A 15,575-nucleotide genomic window follows, 5' to 3' on the forward strand; every position below is an offset into this window, starting at 1 on the left:
CTCTTCAGGGAGGATACCTGATGTTCACAACCCGCGCTTCCGCGCGCCTGCTGGCGCGCACCAGTCTGTTTGCCGCTGCAGCTTTCGCTCTTTCGCAGCCTGTTCTGGCGCAGGACGCCGCTCAGGACGCAGCGTCCTCAGAGGACGGCGGCGAAATCATCGTGACCGCGCAGAAGCGTGCGCAGTCGCTGTCCGACGTCTCGCTTTCGGTTGCTGCTGTCGGCACCGAGCAGCTTGCCGCCAACAACACTGTCAATCTTGAAGGCCTGCAGGCGCTGGTTCCATCGATCAGCTTCGGCAACGACTTCAACTTCGCAAAGCTGTTCATCCGCGGCATCGGCTTGTCGAGCTCGCTCCCGGGCGTTGACCCGTCAGTTGCGCTCCATGTCGATGGCGTCGTCGTCAGCCTCGCGCAGGCCCAGCTTGGCTCGATGTTCGATCTCGAGCGCGTCGAAGTGCTGCGTGGACCACAGGGCACGCTCTACGGCCGCAACGCCACCGGCGGCGCGGTCAACCTGATCACCGCCAAGCCGACCGACAAGCTCGATGGCTACGTCCGCCAGACCCTCGGTGGCGATGCGTTCCTGGTGCAGACCGATGCCGCGATCGGCGGTCCGATCACCGAAGGCGTACGCGCTCGCCTCGCGGTCCAGCGCATCAAGCGCGATGGCTTTGGCATCAACGAATTCACGGGCAACGAGATCGACAACGCCAACCAGTGGTCGGTGCGCGGTCATCTGCAGTTCCTGCCGACCGACAAGCTGTCCATCCTGCTGACGGGTGAACTTCACACCGAGAACGATCGTTCGCTCGCTGTGAAGTTCCGCGAAGTTTCGTTCCCCGGCACGACGGTTCCGAGCCTGACTGCCTTGGGCCAGCGCACCAACGCCGACGGCAGCGCAGCATCGTTCGCCAAGAACGTGCGCAATCTCAACACCAACTATGACCCGATCAACGATCGCAAGCAGTATGCCTTCACCGGCATCATGGACTATGCGGCCTCCGATACGGTCGCGCTCAAGTCTCTGACAAGCTACCGCAACTTCCGCGCGATCTTCTTCCATGACTTCGACATGTCGTCCTACGCCGGTTATCCGCTGGCGCAGACCAACGCCGTGCGTACCAGCGCCAACCACTGGCAGCCGGTATTCGAGAACCAGTTCAGCCAGGAACTGCAGCTCAACGTCGATACAGACAAACTGCATGCCGTTTTCGCCGGCTTCTACCTGAAGGACCACATCCGCGTCGAAAACCACATCGGCTTTGACGTGCTGACCAACACCGACCCCTATCGCGTCCAGTTCGACGGCAAGCTTGATGTCGAGACCTGGGCCGTGTTCGGCAACGTGACCTACGACCTGACCGAGCAGTTCTCGATCAAGGCCGGTGGGCGCTATTCGTGGGAAAAGCGCAAGATCAAGAACAACAGCGGCATCGGCACCGCCGCGACCGGCTTCGTGCTTGATCCCTTGCAGTGGGACACATCGAAGACCTGGGACGACTTCTCGCCCTCGCTCGGCGTCGAGTTCCGTCCGAATGACGATGTGATGGCGTATTTCAACTGGTCGCGCGGGTTCAAGTCCGGCACCGCCGAAATCGGTTCGCGCCGTTCGGCCACTGCGGTCACGCCGTTCGTGAACCCCGAGAAGGTCGAGGCCTTCGAAGGCGGCATCAAGTACAGCGCCGGCTCGCTGCAGACGAACCTTGCCGTGTTCTACCAGAAGCTCAAGAACGGCCAGTTCCAGCGGACCTTCCCGATCCCCAACCCGCCGTTCTTTGCCAGCGCTCTGGAAAACGCAGCGGAGTCGCGGGCCTATGGTGCGGAGTTCGAGCTGCGCTGGCGCCCGATCGATGGTCTCGCCATTGACGCTTCGGCAGCCTACCTGAACTCCAAGTTCACCAAGTTCTTCTCGAAGAACCCGCTGAACGCGGCGCTGTTCGGCCCTGGCGGCGCTTCGCTGCCTGACGAAGACCTGTCCGGGAACGCTACCCGCATGAGCCCGAAGTGGACGCTGAACTTCAACCCGACCTACACGGCTGACCTTTCGAGCGGGGCCAGCGTGTTGTTCGGCACGAACGTGTCCTACCGTTCAAAGCAGTACCACACCGAGTTCAACGACGATCGCATGGCCGCTGACGGTTATGTGATGGTTGATGCGAACGTGAAGTACCGCCATTCGGACGACCGGACTTCGGTAAATCTCTGGGTGCGCAACCTGACCAACGAACTGGTCTGGGCGGGCAGCTACGCGGTTGCCACCAGCCGCACCATCGGTGGCACGCTGATGCCGCCGCGGACCTACGGCGTGACGCTTGGCTACGAATTCTGAGCCATCGCCCAGATCAAATGACAAGAGGCCGCCGGTTCACCCCGGCGGCCTTTCTGTTTAGGTCATTCACAAGAGGAGACCTGAAATGCAGGGCATGGGTGCTGGCGACTGTCCGTTCGAGTTCAACTTCGATGCTTCGACGTTCAAGGTCGGTGACACTGTAGCTATCGTATCGTCGGCAGTCCGATGTTCGAGGACATGCCTTTCGCCGGCGAACTGCTGGAAGTGCACGAAGATCATGTGGTGATTGCAGGCGATCCCAGCGACAGGTCCGTTCGCTATCGTGGGACGCGCGAGAACCGTCCCAATGTGCAGGCCAGCGAGATCTAGGCAGTGAGGGCGCGTTCGCCGCGATACCATTGCGTGAGGCCCCACCCGATCCCGGCTATGGCGAGCAGGCCAAGCAGGATCGGCATAGTGTAGCCGAAATCCGTGGCAAGCAGTGCTGCGGCAACCAGTGCGGCAGAAGAGCAACCGAGGTCCCACCCGCCCTCGGTGGCCATGTTGAAGCGCAGCGTGCATTGCGAGCGCTGGGCCATGGCATAAAGCGGCGAAAGCATGGCAGTTGCCAGCATGGGCGCGGCCAGCGCACCGAGCGCAGTTGCGATCAGCGCGGGCAGGGGTGAGGCCCACGCAAGGGCCTTGAGCACCAGAACCGCAGCGCCAAGACCATAAGCCAGCGCTAGAGAATACGTCCCGCGCCCGCCGTCGATCAGCCGGCCGATGATCAGGCTGCCTGCCGCTGCGCCCAACCCGGCAAGCGCAAGCGCGCCGCCAAAGCTCTCGAAGCTCTGCCCCAGGGTGACGAACAGCGCGAGGTTCCAGACCACGACCGAGCAGCCCGACTGGAGCCCTTCGGCAAAATAGATTCTACGCCCCGCGCTGACGATCGCAGGGTCTGCACGGCTTTCGCGCGGGACCGCCGGATTGGGCGCGCCCGTCAACGGCAGGCCCGCGAGCAGCTGCATCGCCGCAATCACGGCAAAGCCGATGACTGGCCCGGCGCCCGAAAGCAGAAAGCCCCCCGCAACTGGGGCAACGATTCCCACTGCGGCGGTGGTCGCCTGCTGGATCGACACCTGTCGCCCCAACGCAGCGTTATCGCCTGCAGCGGAGACGTAGGCGTGATAGCCGGTCCAATAGAGCACGCTGCCAAGCCCGGAGACCAGGATATACGCCACCAGCAGCAGTCCCATGCCCTCGACGAACGGCAGCATAAGGAACGAAGCTGCGCGCACTCCGCAGCCCAGCAACAGCACGGTGCGCAGTCCGTGCGCATGGGCAATGGGCAGTACCGCCGCTCGCAGGGCGAAGCGCGAAAGTAGCACTAGAGCAAAACTGGCCAGCGCAAGTGCCGGGCTCAGCCCCTGCTTGACCAGAAAACCGACCACGAAAAGCCCGCCGCTTGTCTCAACAAACGATTGCAGGCCCGTGTGTGCGTAAATGCGGCGGATGGCCGTGAGCTGCATGGCGCTCTTTAGAACTCCAGCATTGCGGCGAGCCGCTTGGGCGCCACGGCGGCCCAGCTGCGGCGAAGCCAGTCGGCTGCGTGCTCCCAGTCGACATCGGGACGGTTGAGAATCAGTCCTGCCCAGCCGCTTGCGCCATAGTAGGCTGGCCGGAACCAGGTGTCCTCGTCCTGCTCGATCAGGGCGGCCAGTTCGTCCTGACCGCTCGTCTTCACCAGCAGTGCTATGTGCGGGGTGCCGTGGTGCTGATCGTTGAAATAGGCGAAGTACTTGCCGCCCACGCGCCAGCCGGGAGCACCGTGGCTTTCACGCTCTTCGACATCAGGAAGGGCGGCAGCGAGGCCGCGCACCTTCTCGAGCAACCATCCAGCGCTGTTCTCGCGAGCAACATAGCTGGCGAGGGTTCGCGAATAGAGCTGGTGCTCGGCGAACAGGACGCGAGCGGCAAGACTGTCGCCGGTATCGCCCGGAATGATTGCTACCGGCGTCTGGCCGAGGATCGGGCCATCGTCGAGTTCTGCGGTCACGAGATGCACTGTGCACCCACCGTGGCTGTCCCCAGCCTCGATCGCGCGATCGTGGGTGTGCAGGCCCTTGTACTTGGGCAGCAGCGAAGGGTGGATGTTGAGCATCCGACCTTCCCAGCGTCCGACAAATTCGGGGCTCAGAATGCGCATGTAGCCGGCAAGGGCGATATAGCGCGCCCCGGCCCGGACCACCTCGGCCTCCATCATCGCGTCGTGCTCTGGCCGGGGAATGCCCTTGTGCGGTAGGCAGAACGTCGCCACCCCCTCAGCCTCGGCAAGTTTCAGACCCGAAGCATCCGGGTTGTTCGAGAGAACGAGTACGATCTCATAAGGACAGTCCGCCGCACGGCTTGCATAGAGCAGCGCGGCCATGTTGGTGCCGCTGCCCGAAATGAAGACGGCGACGGGGACGCGGTCAGCCAATGTGGGTGGCTTCCCATGCCTCGCGGGCGGACCAAGTCTCGGCGCTGCCGGTGACGGTGCAGCCCTTTTCGCCCGCGACGATCGTCCCGACGCGATAGACCGTTTCACCAGCCGCGGCGAGGTCGGCGGCAAGCGATTCGGCCTCGGCCGCTTCCACCGCCAGGATCATGCCGATGCCGCAGTTGAAGGTGCGGGCCATTTCCTCGGGTTCGATATTTCCCTGCGCCTGCAGGAACGCCATCAAGCGGCTCTGCTCCCAGCTGTCGGCATCGATGCGCGCATGAAGGCCTTGCGGCAAGACGCGGGGCACGTTCTCGAGCAGGCCACCGCCGGTGATGTGGGCCAGCGCGTTGATGCGGCCCGAGCGGATGAAGGGCAGCAGGCTCTTCACGTAGATGCGGGTCGGCTCGATGAGGTAATCAATCAGCAGGCGCTCGTTGTCGAACAGGGCAGGGCGGTCAAGCTTCCAGCCCTTGTCTGCAGCGAGACGACGCACCAGCGAGTAACCGTTCGAGTGAACGCCAGACGAGGCGAGGCCGAGCAGCACGTTGCCTTCCGCCACGCGGCCGCCGGTCAGTTGCTCACCGCGCTCAACGGCACCAACGCAGAAGCCAGCGAGATCGTAGTCTCCGTCGGCATACATGCCGGGCATTTCCGCGGTTTCGCCACCGATCAGGGCGCATCCGGCCTGCTTGCAGCCCTCCGCAATTCCGGCGACCACGCGCTCGGCCACGCCATTGTCCAGACGGCCAGTGGCGAAATAATCGAGGAAGAAGAGCGGTTCGGCCCCCTGCACAATCAGGTCGTTCACACACATCGCGACAAGATCGATGCCGATCGTGTCATGCCGGTCGTGATCGATCGCCAGCTTGACCTTGGTGCCAACGCCATCGTTGCCAGCGACAAGAAGCGGGTCCTTGTAGCCCGCCGCCTTGAGGTCAAAGAAGCCGCCGAAGCCGCCGAGCTCCGCATCCGCGCCGGGCCGGGCGGTTGACTTCGCCAACGGGCCAATGGCCTTCACCAGCGCATTGCCAGCGGCGATGTTCACGCCAGCCTTGGCGTAGCTATAGCTCTCGGGCTTTTCCTGCTTGTCGCTCATGGTGCGCGCGCCTAGCGCTTTCCTGCTTGGATTTCCACTTTCGTTTCGGCAAAAGCGGGCATCCAGTTGCGGAATTCGAATTCCGTGTGCTTTACCGGCCGGACCTTCGGCCATGACTGGTTTCGGAGTTCCCTTGGTCGCCCTGCATCTGCCAATCGAAAAAGCGAAGAACCGCAAGGCGCTGATGCTGGGCATTGCCCTCGTCGCGGGACTGGGCGGGGCTGCTCTTGTCGCGCAGATCGAGGGTGATCGCGGCATCCCGCCGATCGCCAGCAATGGCGACTACGAAGTGCGTGGGATCGAGGTGAACGTCGGCGGCGGCAATGCCGAGGACGCACGCAACAAGGGCTGGCGCGAAGCGCAGCGCAAGGCGTGGACCAAGCTCTGGGAAAGCAACGGTAGTGGCGGGGCCGCTCCAGGGCTCGATGATTCGACGATCGAATCGATGGTTTCGGCTGTGGTTGTCGAGCACGAACAGATCGGTCCGCGCCGTTACATCGCGCGTCTCGGCGTGATCTTCGACCGCGCCCGCACCGGTGAACGACTCGGCATGACCGGCGCGAAGGCCCGCTCGGCGCCGCTGCTGGTCGTGCCGGTCCTCTACCAGGGCGGCGTGGCGACGGTTTACGAAACCCGCACTCCATGGCAAAAGGCGTGGGCGGAGTATCGCACAGGCAGCAGCGCGATCGACTACGTGCGACCAGCTGGCGCAGGCTCCGATTCGCTCCTGTTGACGGCGGGGCAGCTTGATAGGCGCAGTCGCAACTGGTGGCGGCTGATCCTGGACGAATTCGGAGCGTCCGACGTGATCATGCCAATCGCGCGCCTGGACCGGCAATTCCCCGGGGGCCCTGTGAGCGGCACGTTCACCGCGCGCTACGGTCCGGACAATCGCTTCCTCGGCAGCTTCACCCTGACCGCCAAGAGCGAAGCTGATCTGCCCAGGATGCTGGAAGATGCGATCGGCCGGCTGGACGGCATCTACACCCAGGCTCTCGTTGCAGGGGTCCTGAAGCCCGATCCGACGCTCAACATGGTGGCCGAAATCGATCCGAAGCTGATCGAGCAGACGCTGGCAAGCGCAGGGCCGGTCGCCACGCCTGCCTTGGCGACCGCTCCCGAAGCCACGCCAAGCGCCGCTGCCACGCCGACGGCGGCTGCGGCCGGAGCAACCATAACCATCCAGTTCGCCACTGCGGACGGCCCGGCGGTCGACGCCGGCATCGCCGCAGTGCGTGGCATCCCCGGGGTGAAGAGCGCGGTCTCGAGTTCGATCGCGATTGGCGGCACGTCGGTCATGCGCGTCACCTACGCGGGCGAAATAGATACGTTGGCCGCAGCATTGCGGGCGCAGGGCTGGCGGGTGACGGTCGGCGCGGGCGCGCTTTCGATTCGCAAGTAACCCGAACCGCGATTCGAGCGTATATTCGGCAGATGTCTTCGCAGATCGCCCTTCCGCTCGTGACAGCGCGCGGTGCCGAAACCGTGGTCATGGGGCCCTGCCTGGTGCCTGTGATCGAAGCGCTGCAGTCGGCTGCCACCTGGCCCTTCCGCACCGCAATTCTCGTCGGCCCACCACGCTCGGGCAAAAGCCTGCTGGCCCGCTGGTTTGCGGAGAGTGGGGCAGGGGAGGTGTTGGACAGCGCCGATTCGCTGCCTGAGGACGAGATCTTCCATAAATGGAACCGCGCACAAGCTTCGGGACGTCCCCTTTTGCTGGTCAGCGATCGCGCTCCGGGTGACTGGACGATCACTCTGCCCGATCTCGCCTCGCGCTTGGGTTCGGCCCTGCTGATAGAGCTTGGCGCACCAGACGATGAGCTCGTAGCTGGGTTGATCGTGGAACATTCCGCGCGGCGGGGGCTCGTTTTGGGCGAACAGGCAATCGCCTACCTCCTGCCCAGAGTGGAACGCACGCACGCAGAAATCGAGTTGCTGATTGAAACTCTTGACCGTCTGTCTCTTGAGCGTAAATCACCCGTCACCATATCACTGGTCCGCGACGCGCTTGCCGAGCGGACAGGGGAATTCCAGCCGCGCTTGCTTTAAGCGCCTGAAAGAGAGAGAATCAGGGCATGTTCAACGGCCTGATCGCCTATCTGGACTCGATCCGCTCGCGCGATCCCGCGCCCCGTTCTCGTTGGGAGATCCTGCTCTACCCGGGCCTTTGGGCCGTCGGCTTCCACCGAGTCGCGCATTGGCTGTTCGAGGCCAAGCTGTTCTTCCTGGCTCGTCTGGTGAACCATTTTTCCCGTTTTTTGACTGCGATCGACATCCATCCGGGCGCCAGGATCGGCAAACACCTGTTTATCGACCACGGTTTCACCGTCATTGGCGAGACGGCCGAGATTGGCGACAATGTCACCATCTACCAGTGCGTCACGCTAGGCGGGACGAACCCTGCAAATGGTATCCCCGGAAAGCGTCACCCGACGTTGAGCGACAATGCGATCATCGGCTCGGGTGCCCAGATCCTGGGGCCGATCACTGTTGGTCCTCGCGCTCGAGTAGGGGCAAATGCCGTTGTGACCGACGATGTGCCTGAAGGCGCTACGATGGTCGGGCTGAAAGCTCGCTCCACGCTGGTGCCTGCAGAAACGTGGCTTAAGGAATTCATTCCCTACGGCACTCCGTGCAAGGAGCCGTGCGAGCCGAACGGCGGCTCGCGGGTTGATGAGCTTGAGGCCGAAGTCGCAGCGCTGAAGGCACAGGTTGCGGCACTCGTCGCTGCTCAGACGGGTGGCGACGATACCTCGCCTGCGCCGACTCCGACCACGGTCGGCAGAAGGAACCGCAGCTGAGCGTGACCGGCCCTGATGCCAGGACGTCCGGCACCGTCGTCCCATTCCCGAACGCGCGTGCGATCCAGCAGGTCGGCTTCGAACGGCCAGAGCTGCTGAAGATCCTCGATCTCTACGGTCGCATGGTCGCAGCCGGCTTGTGGCGCGATTATGCAATGGACTTTGGCAAGGATGCCGCTGTCTTCGCAGCGTTCAAGCGAACCGCTGAACGCCCCACGGCAAGGATTGAAAAACGGCCCTCGCTGCGCAGCAAGCAGGGCATGTGGGCACTGTTCGGAGAAGCCGGGCAAGTCCTGAAGCGCGGCCATGACTTGGCGGGTGTTCTGTCGCCGCTCGAGCGCCGTTTGATGAAGGTCGTGGAGGATTAGCTCTTCGGCTTGATCAGGAAATTCATCCAGCAGCTTGCCAGCGGTTTGTCGCGATCAGACTGCCAAGCTTCTGCGCGCACGTTGGCAATGCGCCTTCCTGCGCGGATTACCTCGCCGCGCGCGAAGGTTTCCACCGTCACGCCGCCTCGCAGGTATTCGACGGAGATGTTCACTGGCTTGATTCGCATCCTCGCGTCCTCCTCGCCGAGATGGGCGTGAAGGGCCATGATCGCGGCGATTTCCATCATGCCTGCGATAGCGCCGCCGTGAAGGAATCCAGGCCGACCCATGGCTCGATCGGAAAAATCCATTGCCAGAAGCGGGGCGTCGTCCAGCATGCCAGCGATTCGCATGCCCATTGATCGCGCATAGGGCGGCAACTTTTCCGACAAGAGAACGCCAGCTTCGCTCACTTCGCTTCTCCTGGTGAACGCGCCCAGCCGTCTGCTTGGACCTGAATGAAGATGCCGGCGGCGTGCGCTACGGGATCAGTGATGTCGCCGTCGTGGGCAATGCCCCGGACGAACGCCATCGACTTCTTCAACTGGTAGCACTCTGCCCAGGCAATAATCGTTTTGCCTGGCGTTGCGGCGCGAACATAGTCGACACGCAGGTCCAACGTCACTTGCGGGCGAAAGCCGCCGCGCAGTGCCCAGACGGACATCGACGTGGCATTGTCCAGCAAACTGATTATCGGGCCGGAAGCGAGTACGCCCGTCTCGCGATCGCCGACCAAGTCCTCGCGCCAAGGCAGACCAAGCTCGACCCAGTTATCGCCATGAGTGCGATACTGCATGCCTATGAAGCCGGTATGCCCGTGGCGCATCATGAATTTGCCGAACTGCTTCGGATTGAAATCCATGCCCGGCGGAATCGCGGGCCTTCCTCCGGCGGGTTCGGGCGTTGTATCCATGACTGTTTCCCTGCCGCAGCTATGGTGCGATTACAAGCGTATTAAGCGGGCGATTAAAATGCGCTTCCGGCCAGTGCGTCGATGGCGCCTTGCAGGATCAGGGCAGCGGCGTGTGAATCGATGCGTTCTGCCCGCTTGGCCCGGCTGAAGTCCTGCTCGATCATCGCCCGTTCGGCGGCCTGCGTAGTCCACCGCTCGTCCCAAAGGAGGATCGGCAGCCCAAGATCCTCGAGGTTGCGAGCGATAGCCCTGGCGCCCTGCGACCTCGGGCTTTCCGATCCGTCCATATTGAGCGGCAGACCAATCACGAGCCCTACGACACCGCGTTCCTCGATCAGCGCCTGCAGCTTTGCCTTGTCGGCGGTGAATTTGCCGCGCTGAAGTGTCTTGCCTGCCGTGGCGAAGCGCCAGTCTCGGTCGCACAGGGCAATGCCGATGGTCTTGGTGCCAGTATCCAGCCCCATCAGCACCCCGCCTTCGGGCAACTCGTCGCGCATGCAAAGGGCCGACTGGGTGATCACTTGGCCGCACGCCCGTGCAGCTTTTCCCATGCCGCCGCCCGCCGAGCTACATCGGCGCGCAGGTTCGCCCAGAACAACGGTATGTCGTAAACGTGATAGTTGTTTCCCGGAAGAACGAAGGGCCCGAGATCGGGCGCATCCCCGATCATCAACAAGCCGGTCTTGGCATCGCAACGCGCAGGCACGGCCTTCGGGATCAGTTCTCCGGAATCGAGATGCTCACTCGGCTTCAACGTGCCCAGATTGGCGGCAGCCGGGGCGGAGCCGCCCACGCTACCGGTCAGCGGGTTCGTGCATAGTACGGGGCGCGCGTCCTTCTGCTTGCCATCCAGGGCAGGCCGCGTGCGGTAGGCTTCCAGTACTAGCTCGGGATCGGCAGGCTCGGCAAAACTGGCCCAGGTCATCACGCATCCTGCCGCCTCGGCCGAAGCGCAGGCCGGAAGTCCCATCTGTGGCAGATCATGCTCAACCGATATCGGCCAGCCGATCGGATAGGCCGCGACTATCCGCGACGCGAGCGTTGTGTCCGCAACCCGATCCTTGAGCAGGTGCAAGAGGTGAAGGGCGCCCTGGCTGTGACCCGCCAGCACGATCGGCTTGTCGGCGGGCACGTTCGCCAGGAACGCATCGAAAGCCTGGCGCACATCGGCGTACGCAGATTCAAGCGCCATCTCCCCTTCGGCCTTGTCGGTGAGAAAAGCGCCGAAAGCGGCCTGACGGTAGCGTGGAGCCCAGACTTGTGACTGCTGGTTGAAGGCCGATGCCATGCCTTGCACGAAAAAGGTTGCGCGCCGATTGCTGTCAGCGTCGTCCAGGGGTCCATTCCAGTTCTCGCGAGCAAGATAGCTCGTAGGGTGAATGAAGAAAACCGCAGCAGGCCCCTTTGCTCCGCTATTGTCCACGCCTGTCGGGACCCACTGCGCCGGGTCGTTCTGCATCCCCGGCCGCGCGAACCACATCTTGTTTCCGGAATAGGCATCGGCCGGAAGAGGCTCGAGCCTGCCGTACGATACGCGCGGAACAAATGCGAAGCGGGTCAGCTCGTTCTGCCAGATGCTCAGCGCGAAGACCGCAGCAATCACCATCACGATGAGGAGAGCCATGAGATACAGGAACTTGCGGACCATTCTTCGTCTCAAATCTCGAGGGGCCAGATTCAGCTATCGACCCGGTTTGCAGAGTTGCGTTCAGCCTGGCGTTCGAGCATGATCTTCATCATGGCGACGATTGGATCCGCCAGCATAAGGCCGAGAATTCCGAACAGCAGCCCGAACATCAACTGTGCGCCGAGCACGAGCGCGGGTGCAAGATCGACTGTCCTCCTGGCAACCATTGGCACGATCACATTCCCGTCCACCGTCTGCACCACGATGTAGACCGCGATGCAGAATAGTCCCATTTCGGTGCCGCCGGAAAAGCCGACCATGATCATCAGGGCTCCGGAAATTGGCGCGCCGATGTTGGGCAGAAATGCTAACAGCCCGGTCAGCAGACCAAGCAATGCAGCCATCGGCACACCCCACCACGCGAGCAGGGCCCAGGTGGCCACGCCTTCCACTGTCATTCCGAGGAGGCGGCCGAACAGCAGCATGCGCAGCGATTTGCCCATGCGCAGAGCGGTCGTTTCCCAATGCTCGCGGCTGTCTTCCGGCAGCATCCAGGCAACGCCCCGGCGGTAGAGGTCCGGCTCGAGAACGAAGTAGATCGAAAGAATGAGGATCAGAAAGGCGGTGGTGAATCCGTTCAGTACGCCTCCAAGCGCCCGCGTGACCTGTCCGACGCTGCCTAGAACCTGACCCGCGATGTTCTGGAGATCCAGATTCTGCACGTTCACGCCGTGCCCTTCCGCCCAGGCGCTCAACCTGGTGAGCTGCGTCTGGATGACCTGGGGCAGTTCGGCTGCCTGCGCTGCGATCTGCCCGCCAGCAAAGATCACCACCCACACCAGGAATGCCAGCGTGCCAACCAGGACGATGACGATCCTCAAGCTGCGGGGAATCTGCGGCAGGACCCTCGCGATGAGCCGCTGGCCGCCATCGATCATGGCCGCAAAGACAATGCCGCCGATGATGACCATGATTGGCTGCGCCAGCAGCACCGCCAGCGCGAACAACCCGGCGATTCCCAACCAGACTGCGGCCTTCTTTGCCTCTCTGCGCACCAGATTGTCGGTTATATCGGTCGGACCGGCCGTTGCGGTGGGTTCGCATTCATCCATTTGCTTCACCGCTTGTCTGGACCGTCCGTCACCAAGGATTGCTGGCGGATTTCCGGGCGCAGTCTGGTCCAGGCGCGATCTTTGCGCAAGGCGGTCCACCAGGTCCACGGGTTCCAGCTTTCGCTGCCATCGAGCGAAAAAGTGACGAACTCGGCCCGGCCGCCAACGTTGGCCAGTGGCACCGGTCCACCAAGGCCACGTTCCTCGATCAAAGCCCGACTATCGGCCGAATGGTCGCGGTTGTCCCCCATCAGGAAGACATGTCCCGGCGGAACCAGCGTTTCCTGGTAGTTATCCAGCACCTGGTCCATGTGGTCGATGATCACATAGCTGGCCCCGTTGGGGAGTGTCTCCCTGAAGGCCGGCAGCTCGAAGACTTCTCGGCCATCATCCAGACGGGTCCGGTATCGCTCGAACATGTCGTAACAGGGGGCACCGTCGCACGAAAGCTGAGGGTCGGCAGGGATCTGCACTGGCGGCTCGGCTTGTTGCGGGACGAGTTTTCCGTTCAGGATGATCTGTCCGTGGATGACCGCGATCCGGTCCCCGGGAAGAGCGACGACCCGCTTGATGTAGTCCTCATCCCTGTCCGGCGGCACGGCAATCACGATGTCGCCATATTCCGGGGTCTTGGGCAGCAAGCGCTCCGACCCGCGAGGCAGGATGTGGAAGGATGCCGAAACCCAGGACCAGCCGTAGGGGTATTTGGCAACGATCAACCGGTCGCCCACCAGGAGGTTCGGCATCATCGAGATCGAGGGAATGTAGAAGGGTTTGGCAATCAGGCTGTGAAACGTCACGACCGCCAGCAGCATCAGGAAAAGACCGCGGATCTCTGCCCACCAATCCACGCCACCGGGCGGTGGCGGGGGAGGTGAAAGCTCTTGCTGCGGCTGGGCTGGGGTTTCGACGGTCAAACTGCGGACTTTTCTGCCAGGGGGCGGGCCTCGATGACAACGAAGGCCTGAGCCCACGGGTGGTCGTCGGTCAAGGTCAGGTGAACAATCGCCTCGTAACCATCGGGGGTTATCGCGGCAAGGCGAGCTGCAGCCCCCCCTGTCAAGGCAAGCGTCGGCGCTCCCGACTTCGCGTTGACGACTCCGATGTCCTTCATGAACACACCGGCCTTGAATCCGGTCCCGACGGCCTTGGAAAACGCCTCCTTGGCGGCAAAGCGCTTGGCCAGCGTGCCAGCTATGGTGAGAGGGCGGCGTGCGGCCTTGGCCTTCTCGACTTCGGTGAACACGCGATCAATGAAGCGGTCGCCGAAACGATCGATCGAGTTCCGGATCCGCTCGATGTTACAGAGGTCCGAGCCCATGCCGATGATCATGCTTCGGCCGTTACCGTGCTTCGTCCATCAGGTCGCGCATGCGGCGCACCGCTGCCTCGAGTCCGACAAAGATGGCTTCCCCTATGAGGTAGTGGCCGATGTTCAGTTCGGCCAGCTGCGGAATCGCTGCGATCGGCTGGACGTTCTCGTAAGTCAGGCCATGTCCCGCATGCGGCTCGATCCCGTTCCGTGCTGCGAGCGCAGCCATATCGGCAATACGCTTCAATTCGATTGCGCGCGCGTCGCCTTCAGCATGCGCGTATTCACCGGTATGCAGTTCAACCACCGGTGCGCCGAGCTTCATTGCCGCCTCGATCTGGCGGGCCTCGGGTGCGATGAACAGGCTTACCCTGATTCCGGCATCCGAAAGGCGTGCCACGATCGGGGCAAGCCGGTTGTGCTGGCCGGCGGCATCAAGCCCGCCCTCGGTCGTCCGCTCCTCGCGCCGCTCCGGGACGATGCAGGCAGCGTGCGGCTTATGGCGCAGCGCGATCTCGAGCATCTCGTCGGTCGCGGCCATCTCGAGGTTGAGCGGCAGGTTGGTGGCTGCCTGAATGCGGGCGAGGTCCTCGTCGCGGATGTGCCGGCGATCTTCGCGCAAGTGTGCAGTGATCCCATCGCCGCCTACGCTGGCAACGATCTCGGCTGCGCGAACCGGATCCGGATGGTCTCCGCCTCGGGCATTGCGGATCGTTGCGACGTGATCGATGTTCACGCCCAGGCGGAGGCGGCCCGGTGTCAGAACGCTGCTCACGGCTTGGCCCGGCTGCCCGGCTTGACCGCTTCGGTCGCGGCCAGTTCGGGCGGCAGTTCATCGGGCGCATAAGTCGGAAAGTTCAGCGCGACGAGCGGGAAGAACGGAACGCCGAGATCGACGCTGCCGGCCGATCGGTCGACGAGCGCCGACGCCGCGATGACTTGGCCGCCGGCTTCCTCGATGGCCTTGATGGCCTCGCGGCTAGAAAGGCCGGTCGTCACCACGTCCTCGACCATCAGCACCTTCTCACCCTGATTGAGCGAGAAGCCACGGCGCAACTCGAACGTCCCGGTCGGACGCTCGACGAACATAGCCTCGACACCCAGTGCGCGTCCCATTTCATGGCCGATGATTACGCCGCCCATGGCCGGCGACACCACCTTCTGGATCTGCTGGCGCAATTCGCGCGGAATCTTCTGAGCGGTTGCTGCAGCTAGACGCGAGGCGCGCATCGGGTCCATCAGGACTCGGGCGCATTGCAGGTAGTGCGCGCTGTGACGCCCTGAGGAGAGCAGGAAGTGCCCCTCGAGCAACGCCTGGCTGGCACGGAATTCGGAAAGGATGTCGTCTTCGAGCATCGGTCTGCCTGGAATATTGCCGCAACGCCCCGCAAATGGCCCCTGCCTGCGCCGGGAGCAACCCTTTTCGAACAGCGTTGTGACGGACTGTTTCGGCATTGCCCGAATGGCCATGAGAGCCCCATGAAAAATATGCGTTCTGCCGCTTGAGGCTTGGGACAGCTACGCGTATAGGCCGCTCCAATCGAGGGACTTAGAGGAGGTGCGCAAGTGCCTCCTTGATGCAGCGCAACAAGCG

17 protein-coding genes and 2 pseudogenes are annotated in these 15,575 nt (G+C 63.0%); 7 read left to right on the plus strand and 12 right to left on the minus strand.

The annotated features are described in order from the left end of the window. Positions 1 to 20: 20 nt before the first annotated feature. The 3 genes and pseudogenes from AC1Q5P_RS10085 to AC1Q5P_RS10095 all read left to right on the plus strand — a co-directional run. Positions 21 to 497 (plus strand): annotated as a pseudogene (locus AC1Q5P_RS10085) (TonB-dependent receptor plug domain-containing protein); the annotation flags it as partial. A 441-nt stretch (positions 498 to 938) separates the two neighbouring features. Next, positions 939 to 2,330 (plus strand): annotated as a pseudogene (locus AC1Q5P_RS10090) (TonB-dependent receptor); the annotation flags it as partial. Positions 2,331 to 2,528: 198 nt separating this feature from the next. Then, complete coding sequence (locus AC1Q5P_RS10095) at positions 2,529 to 2,660, plus strand: hypothetical protein (protein ID WP_369821004.1); 132 nt, start codon at positions 2,529 to 2,531, stop codon at positions 2,658 to 2,660. Here AC1Q5P_RS10095 and AC1Q5P_RS10100 read toward each other — a convergent pair. The 3 genes from AC1Q5P_RS10100 to purM are packed head-to-tail and all read right to left on the minus strand — an operon-like array spanning position 2,657 to position 5,848. Beyond that, on the minus strand, positions 2,657 to 3,799 hold the full coding sequence (locus AC1Q5P_RS10100; RefSeq protein ID WP_062343706.1) for an MFS transporter: 1,143 nt from the start codon (positions 3,797 to 3,799) through the stop codon (positions 2,657 to 2,659). The genes AC1Q5P_RS10095 and AC1Q5P_RS10100 overlap by 4 nt on opposite strands. A gap of 8 nt (positions 3,800 to 3,807) precedes the next feature. Beyond that, positions 3,808 to 4,749, minus strand: a complete 942-nt coding sequence (gene purN / locus AC1Q5P_RS10105) for a phosphoribosylglycinamide formyltransferase (RefSeq protein WP_492518854.1) — start codon at positions 4,747 to 4,749, stop codon at positions 3,808 to 3,810. Further along, complete coding sequence (gene purM, locus AC1Q5P_RS10110) at positions 4,742 to 5,848, minus strand: phosphoribosylformylglycinamidine cyclo-ligase (protein WP_492477492.1); 1,107 nt, start codon at positions 5,846 to 5,848, stop codon at positions 4,742 to 4,744. Before purM ends, purN begins: the two co-directional genes overlap by 8 nt. Before the next feature lie 112 nt (positions 5,849 to 5,960). Between purM and AC1Q5P_RS10115 the strand changes: the two genes are divergently transcribed. Genes AC1Q5P_RS10115 through AC1Q5P_RS10130 form a run of 4 tightly spaced genes read left to right on the plus strand, consistent with a single transcriptional unit; the run spans position 5,961 to position 9,017 of the window. Beyond that, a complete protein-coding gene (locus AC1Q5P_RS10115) occupies positions 5,961 to 7,250 on the plus strand; it encodes a heavy-metal-associated domain-containing protein (protein ID WP_492518855.1) in 1,290 nt (429 codons plus the stop codon). A 32-nt stretch (positions 7,251 to 7,282) separates the two neighbouring features. Next, positions 7,283 to 7,897, plus strand: a complete 615-nt coding sequence (locus tag AC1Q5P_RS10120; RefSeq protein WP_492477494.1) for an HdaA/DnaA family protein — start codon at positions 7,283 to 7,285, stop codon at positions 7,895 to 7,897. A gap of 26 nt (positions 7,898 to 7,923) precedes the next feature. Further along, on the plus strand, positions 7,924 to 8,649 hold the full coding sequence (epsC, locus tag AC1Q5P_RS10125; protein ID WP_039332639.1) for a serine O-acetyltransferase EpsC: 726 nt from the start codon (positions 7,924 to 7,926) through the stop codon (positions 8,647 to 8,649). Between the two features lie 2 nt (positions 8,650 to 8,651). Then, positions 8,652 to 9,017, plus strand: coding sequence for a DUF2794 domain-containing protein (locus AC1Q5P_RS10130; RefSeq protein WP_492518856.1), 366 nt, complete (start codon positions 8,652 to 8,654; stop codon positions 9,015 to 9,017). On the opposite strand, the gene AC1Q5P_RS10135 is transcribed toward AC1Q5P_RS10130, so the two are convergent. Genes AC1Q5P_RS10135 through pyrE form a run of 9 tightly spaced genes read right to left on the minus strand, consistent with a single transcriptional unit; the run spans position 9,014 to position 15,337 of the window. Next, positions 9,014 to 9,376 (minus strand): PaaI family thioesterase, encoded by a 363-nt coding sequence (locus tag AC1Q5P_RS10135; protein ID WP_052242158.1) that lies wholly within the window; start codon positions 9,374 to 9,376, stop codon positions 9,014 to 9,016. The two genes, AC1Q5P_RS10130 and AC1Q5P_RS10135, sit on opposite strands and share 4 nt — an antisense overlap. A 50-nt stretch (positions 9,377 to 9,426) precedes the next feature. Continuing rightward, entirely contained in the window at positions 9,427 to 9,930 is a 504-nt protein-coding gene (locus tag AC1Q5P_RS10140; protein ID WP_082013294.1) for a PaaI family thioesterase, read from the minus strand. Between the two features lie 53 nt (positions 9,931 to 9,983). After that, positions 9,984 to 10,451, minus strand: a complete 468-nt coding sequence (gene ruvX / locus AC1Q5P_RS10145; RefSeq protein ID WP_492518857.1) for a Holliday junction resolvase RuvX — start codon at positions 10,449 to 10,451, stop codon at positions 9,984 to 9,986. After that, on the minus strand, positions 10,448 to 11,554 hold the full coding sequence (locus AC1Q5P_RS10150) for a DUF3089 domain-containing protein (RefSeq protein ID WP_330217041.1): 1,107 nt from the start codon (positions 11,552 to 11,554) through the stop codon (positions 10,448 to 10,450). The genes ruvX and AC1Q5P_RS10150 overlap by 4 nt, the downstream gene beginning before the upstream one ends. Positions 11,555 to 11,607: 53 nt before the next feature. Next, positions 11,608 to 12,669 (minus strand): AI-2E family transporter, encoded by a 1,062-nt coding sequence (locus AC1Q5P_RS10155; RefSeq protein WP_193827766.1) that lies wholly within the window; start codon positions 12,667 to 12,669, stop codon positions 11,608 to 11,610. A gap of 5 nt (positions 12,670 to 12,674) precedes the next feature. Further along, positions 12,675 to 13,586 carry a signal peptidase I gene (gene lepB / locus AC1Q5P_RS10160; RefSeq protein ID WP_492518858.1) on the minus strand — a complete coding sequence of 304 codons (912 nt, stop codon included), beginning with the start codon at positions 13,584 to 13,586 and terminating at the stop codon, positions 12,675 to 12,677. Then, the gene (acpS, locus tag AC1Q5P_RS10165) at positions 13,583 to 14,002 is read right to left on the minus strand and encodes a holo-ACP synthase (protein ID WP_039332649.1); all 420 of its coding nucleotides are present in this window, start codon (positions 14,000 to 14,002) and stop codon (positions 13,583 to 13,585) included. Before acpS ends, lepB begins: the two co-directional genes overlap by 4 nt. Before the next feature lie 10 nt (positions 14,003 to 14,012). After that, positions 14,013 to 14,756 carry a pyridoxine 5'-phosphate synthase gene (locus AC1Q5P_RS10170; RefSeq protein ID WP_039332650.1) on the minus strand — a complete coding sequence of 248 codons (744 nt, stop codon included), beginning with the start codon at positions 14,754 to 14,756 and terminating at the stop codon, positions 14,013 to 14,015. Continuing rightward, positions 14,753 to 15,337, minus strand: a complete 585-nt coding sequence (gene pyrE, locus AC1Q5P_RS10175) for an orotate phosphoribosyltransferase (RefSeq protein WP_492518859.1) — start codon at positions 15,335 to 15,337, stop codon at positions 14,753 to 14,755. The genes AC1Q5P_RS10170 and pyrE overlap by 4 nt, the downstream gene beginning before the upstream one ends. Positions 15,338 to 15,575: the final 238 nt, after the last annotated feature.

The sequence above is a fragment of the Novosphingobium sp. GW835-FHT14H07 genome, from assembly GCF_058793515.1.

What these genes read in the sequence shown, in the direction of transcription:
- AC1Q5P_RS10100 (WP_062343706.1), bottom strand. Translation starts at nt 3,799, where the DNA reads ATGCAGCTCACGGCCATCCGCCGCATTTACGCACACACGGGCCTGCAA.
- epsC (WP_039332639.1), top strand. Translation starts at nt 7,924, where the DNA reads ATGTTCAACGGCCTGATCGCCTATCTGGACTCGATCCGCTCGCGCGAT.
- purM (WP_492477492.1), bottom strand. Translation starts at nt 5,848, where the DNA reads ATGAGCGACAAGCAGGAAAAGCCCGAGAGCTATAGCTACGCCAAGGCT.
- acpS (WP_039332649.1), bottom strand. Translation starts at nt 14,002, where the DNA reads ATGATCATCGGCATGGGCTCGGACCTCTGTAACATCGAGCGGATCCGG.
- AC1Q5P_RS10155 (WP_193827766.1), bottom strand. Translation starts at nt 12,669, where the DNA reads ATGGATGAATGCGAACCCACCGCAACGGCCGGTCCGACCGATATAACC.
- AC1Q5P_RS10115 (WP_492518855.1), top strand. Translation starts at nt 5,961, where the DNA reads ATGACTGGTTTCGGAGTTCCCTTGGTCGCCCTGCATCTGCCAATCGAA.
- pyrE (WP_492518859.1), bottom strand. Translation starts at nt 15,337, where the DNA reads ATGCTCGAAGACGACATCCTTTCCGAATTCCGTGCCAGCCAGGCGTTG.
- AC1Q5P_RS10095 (WP_369821004.1), top strand. Translation starts at nt 2,529, where the DNA reads ATGCCTTTCGCCGGCGAACTGCTGGAAGTGCACGAAGATCATGTGGTG.
- AC1Q5P_RS10150 (WP_330217041.1), bottom strand. Translation starts at nt 11,554, where the DNA reads ATGGCTCTCCTCATCGTGATGGTGATTGCTGCGGTCTTCGCGCTGAGC.
- AC1Q5P_RS10135 (WP_052242158.1), bottom strand. Translation starts at nt 9,376, where the DNA reads ATGGGCATGCGAATCGCTGGCATGCTGGACGACGCCCCGCTTCTGGCA.
- AC1Q5P_RS10140 (WP_082013294.1), bottom strand. Translation starts at nt 9,930, where the DNA reads ATGGATACAACGCCCGAACCCGCCGGAGGAAGGCCCGCGATTCCGCCG.
- AC1Q5P_RS10120 (WP_492477494.1), top strand. Translation starts at nt 7,283, where the DNA reads ATGTCTTCGCAGATCGCCCTTCCGCTCGTGACAGCGCGCGGTGCCGAA.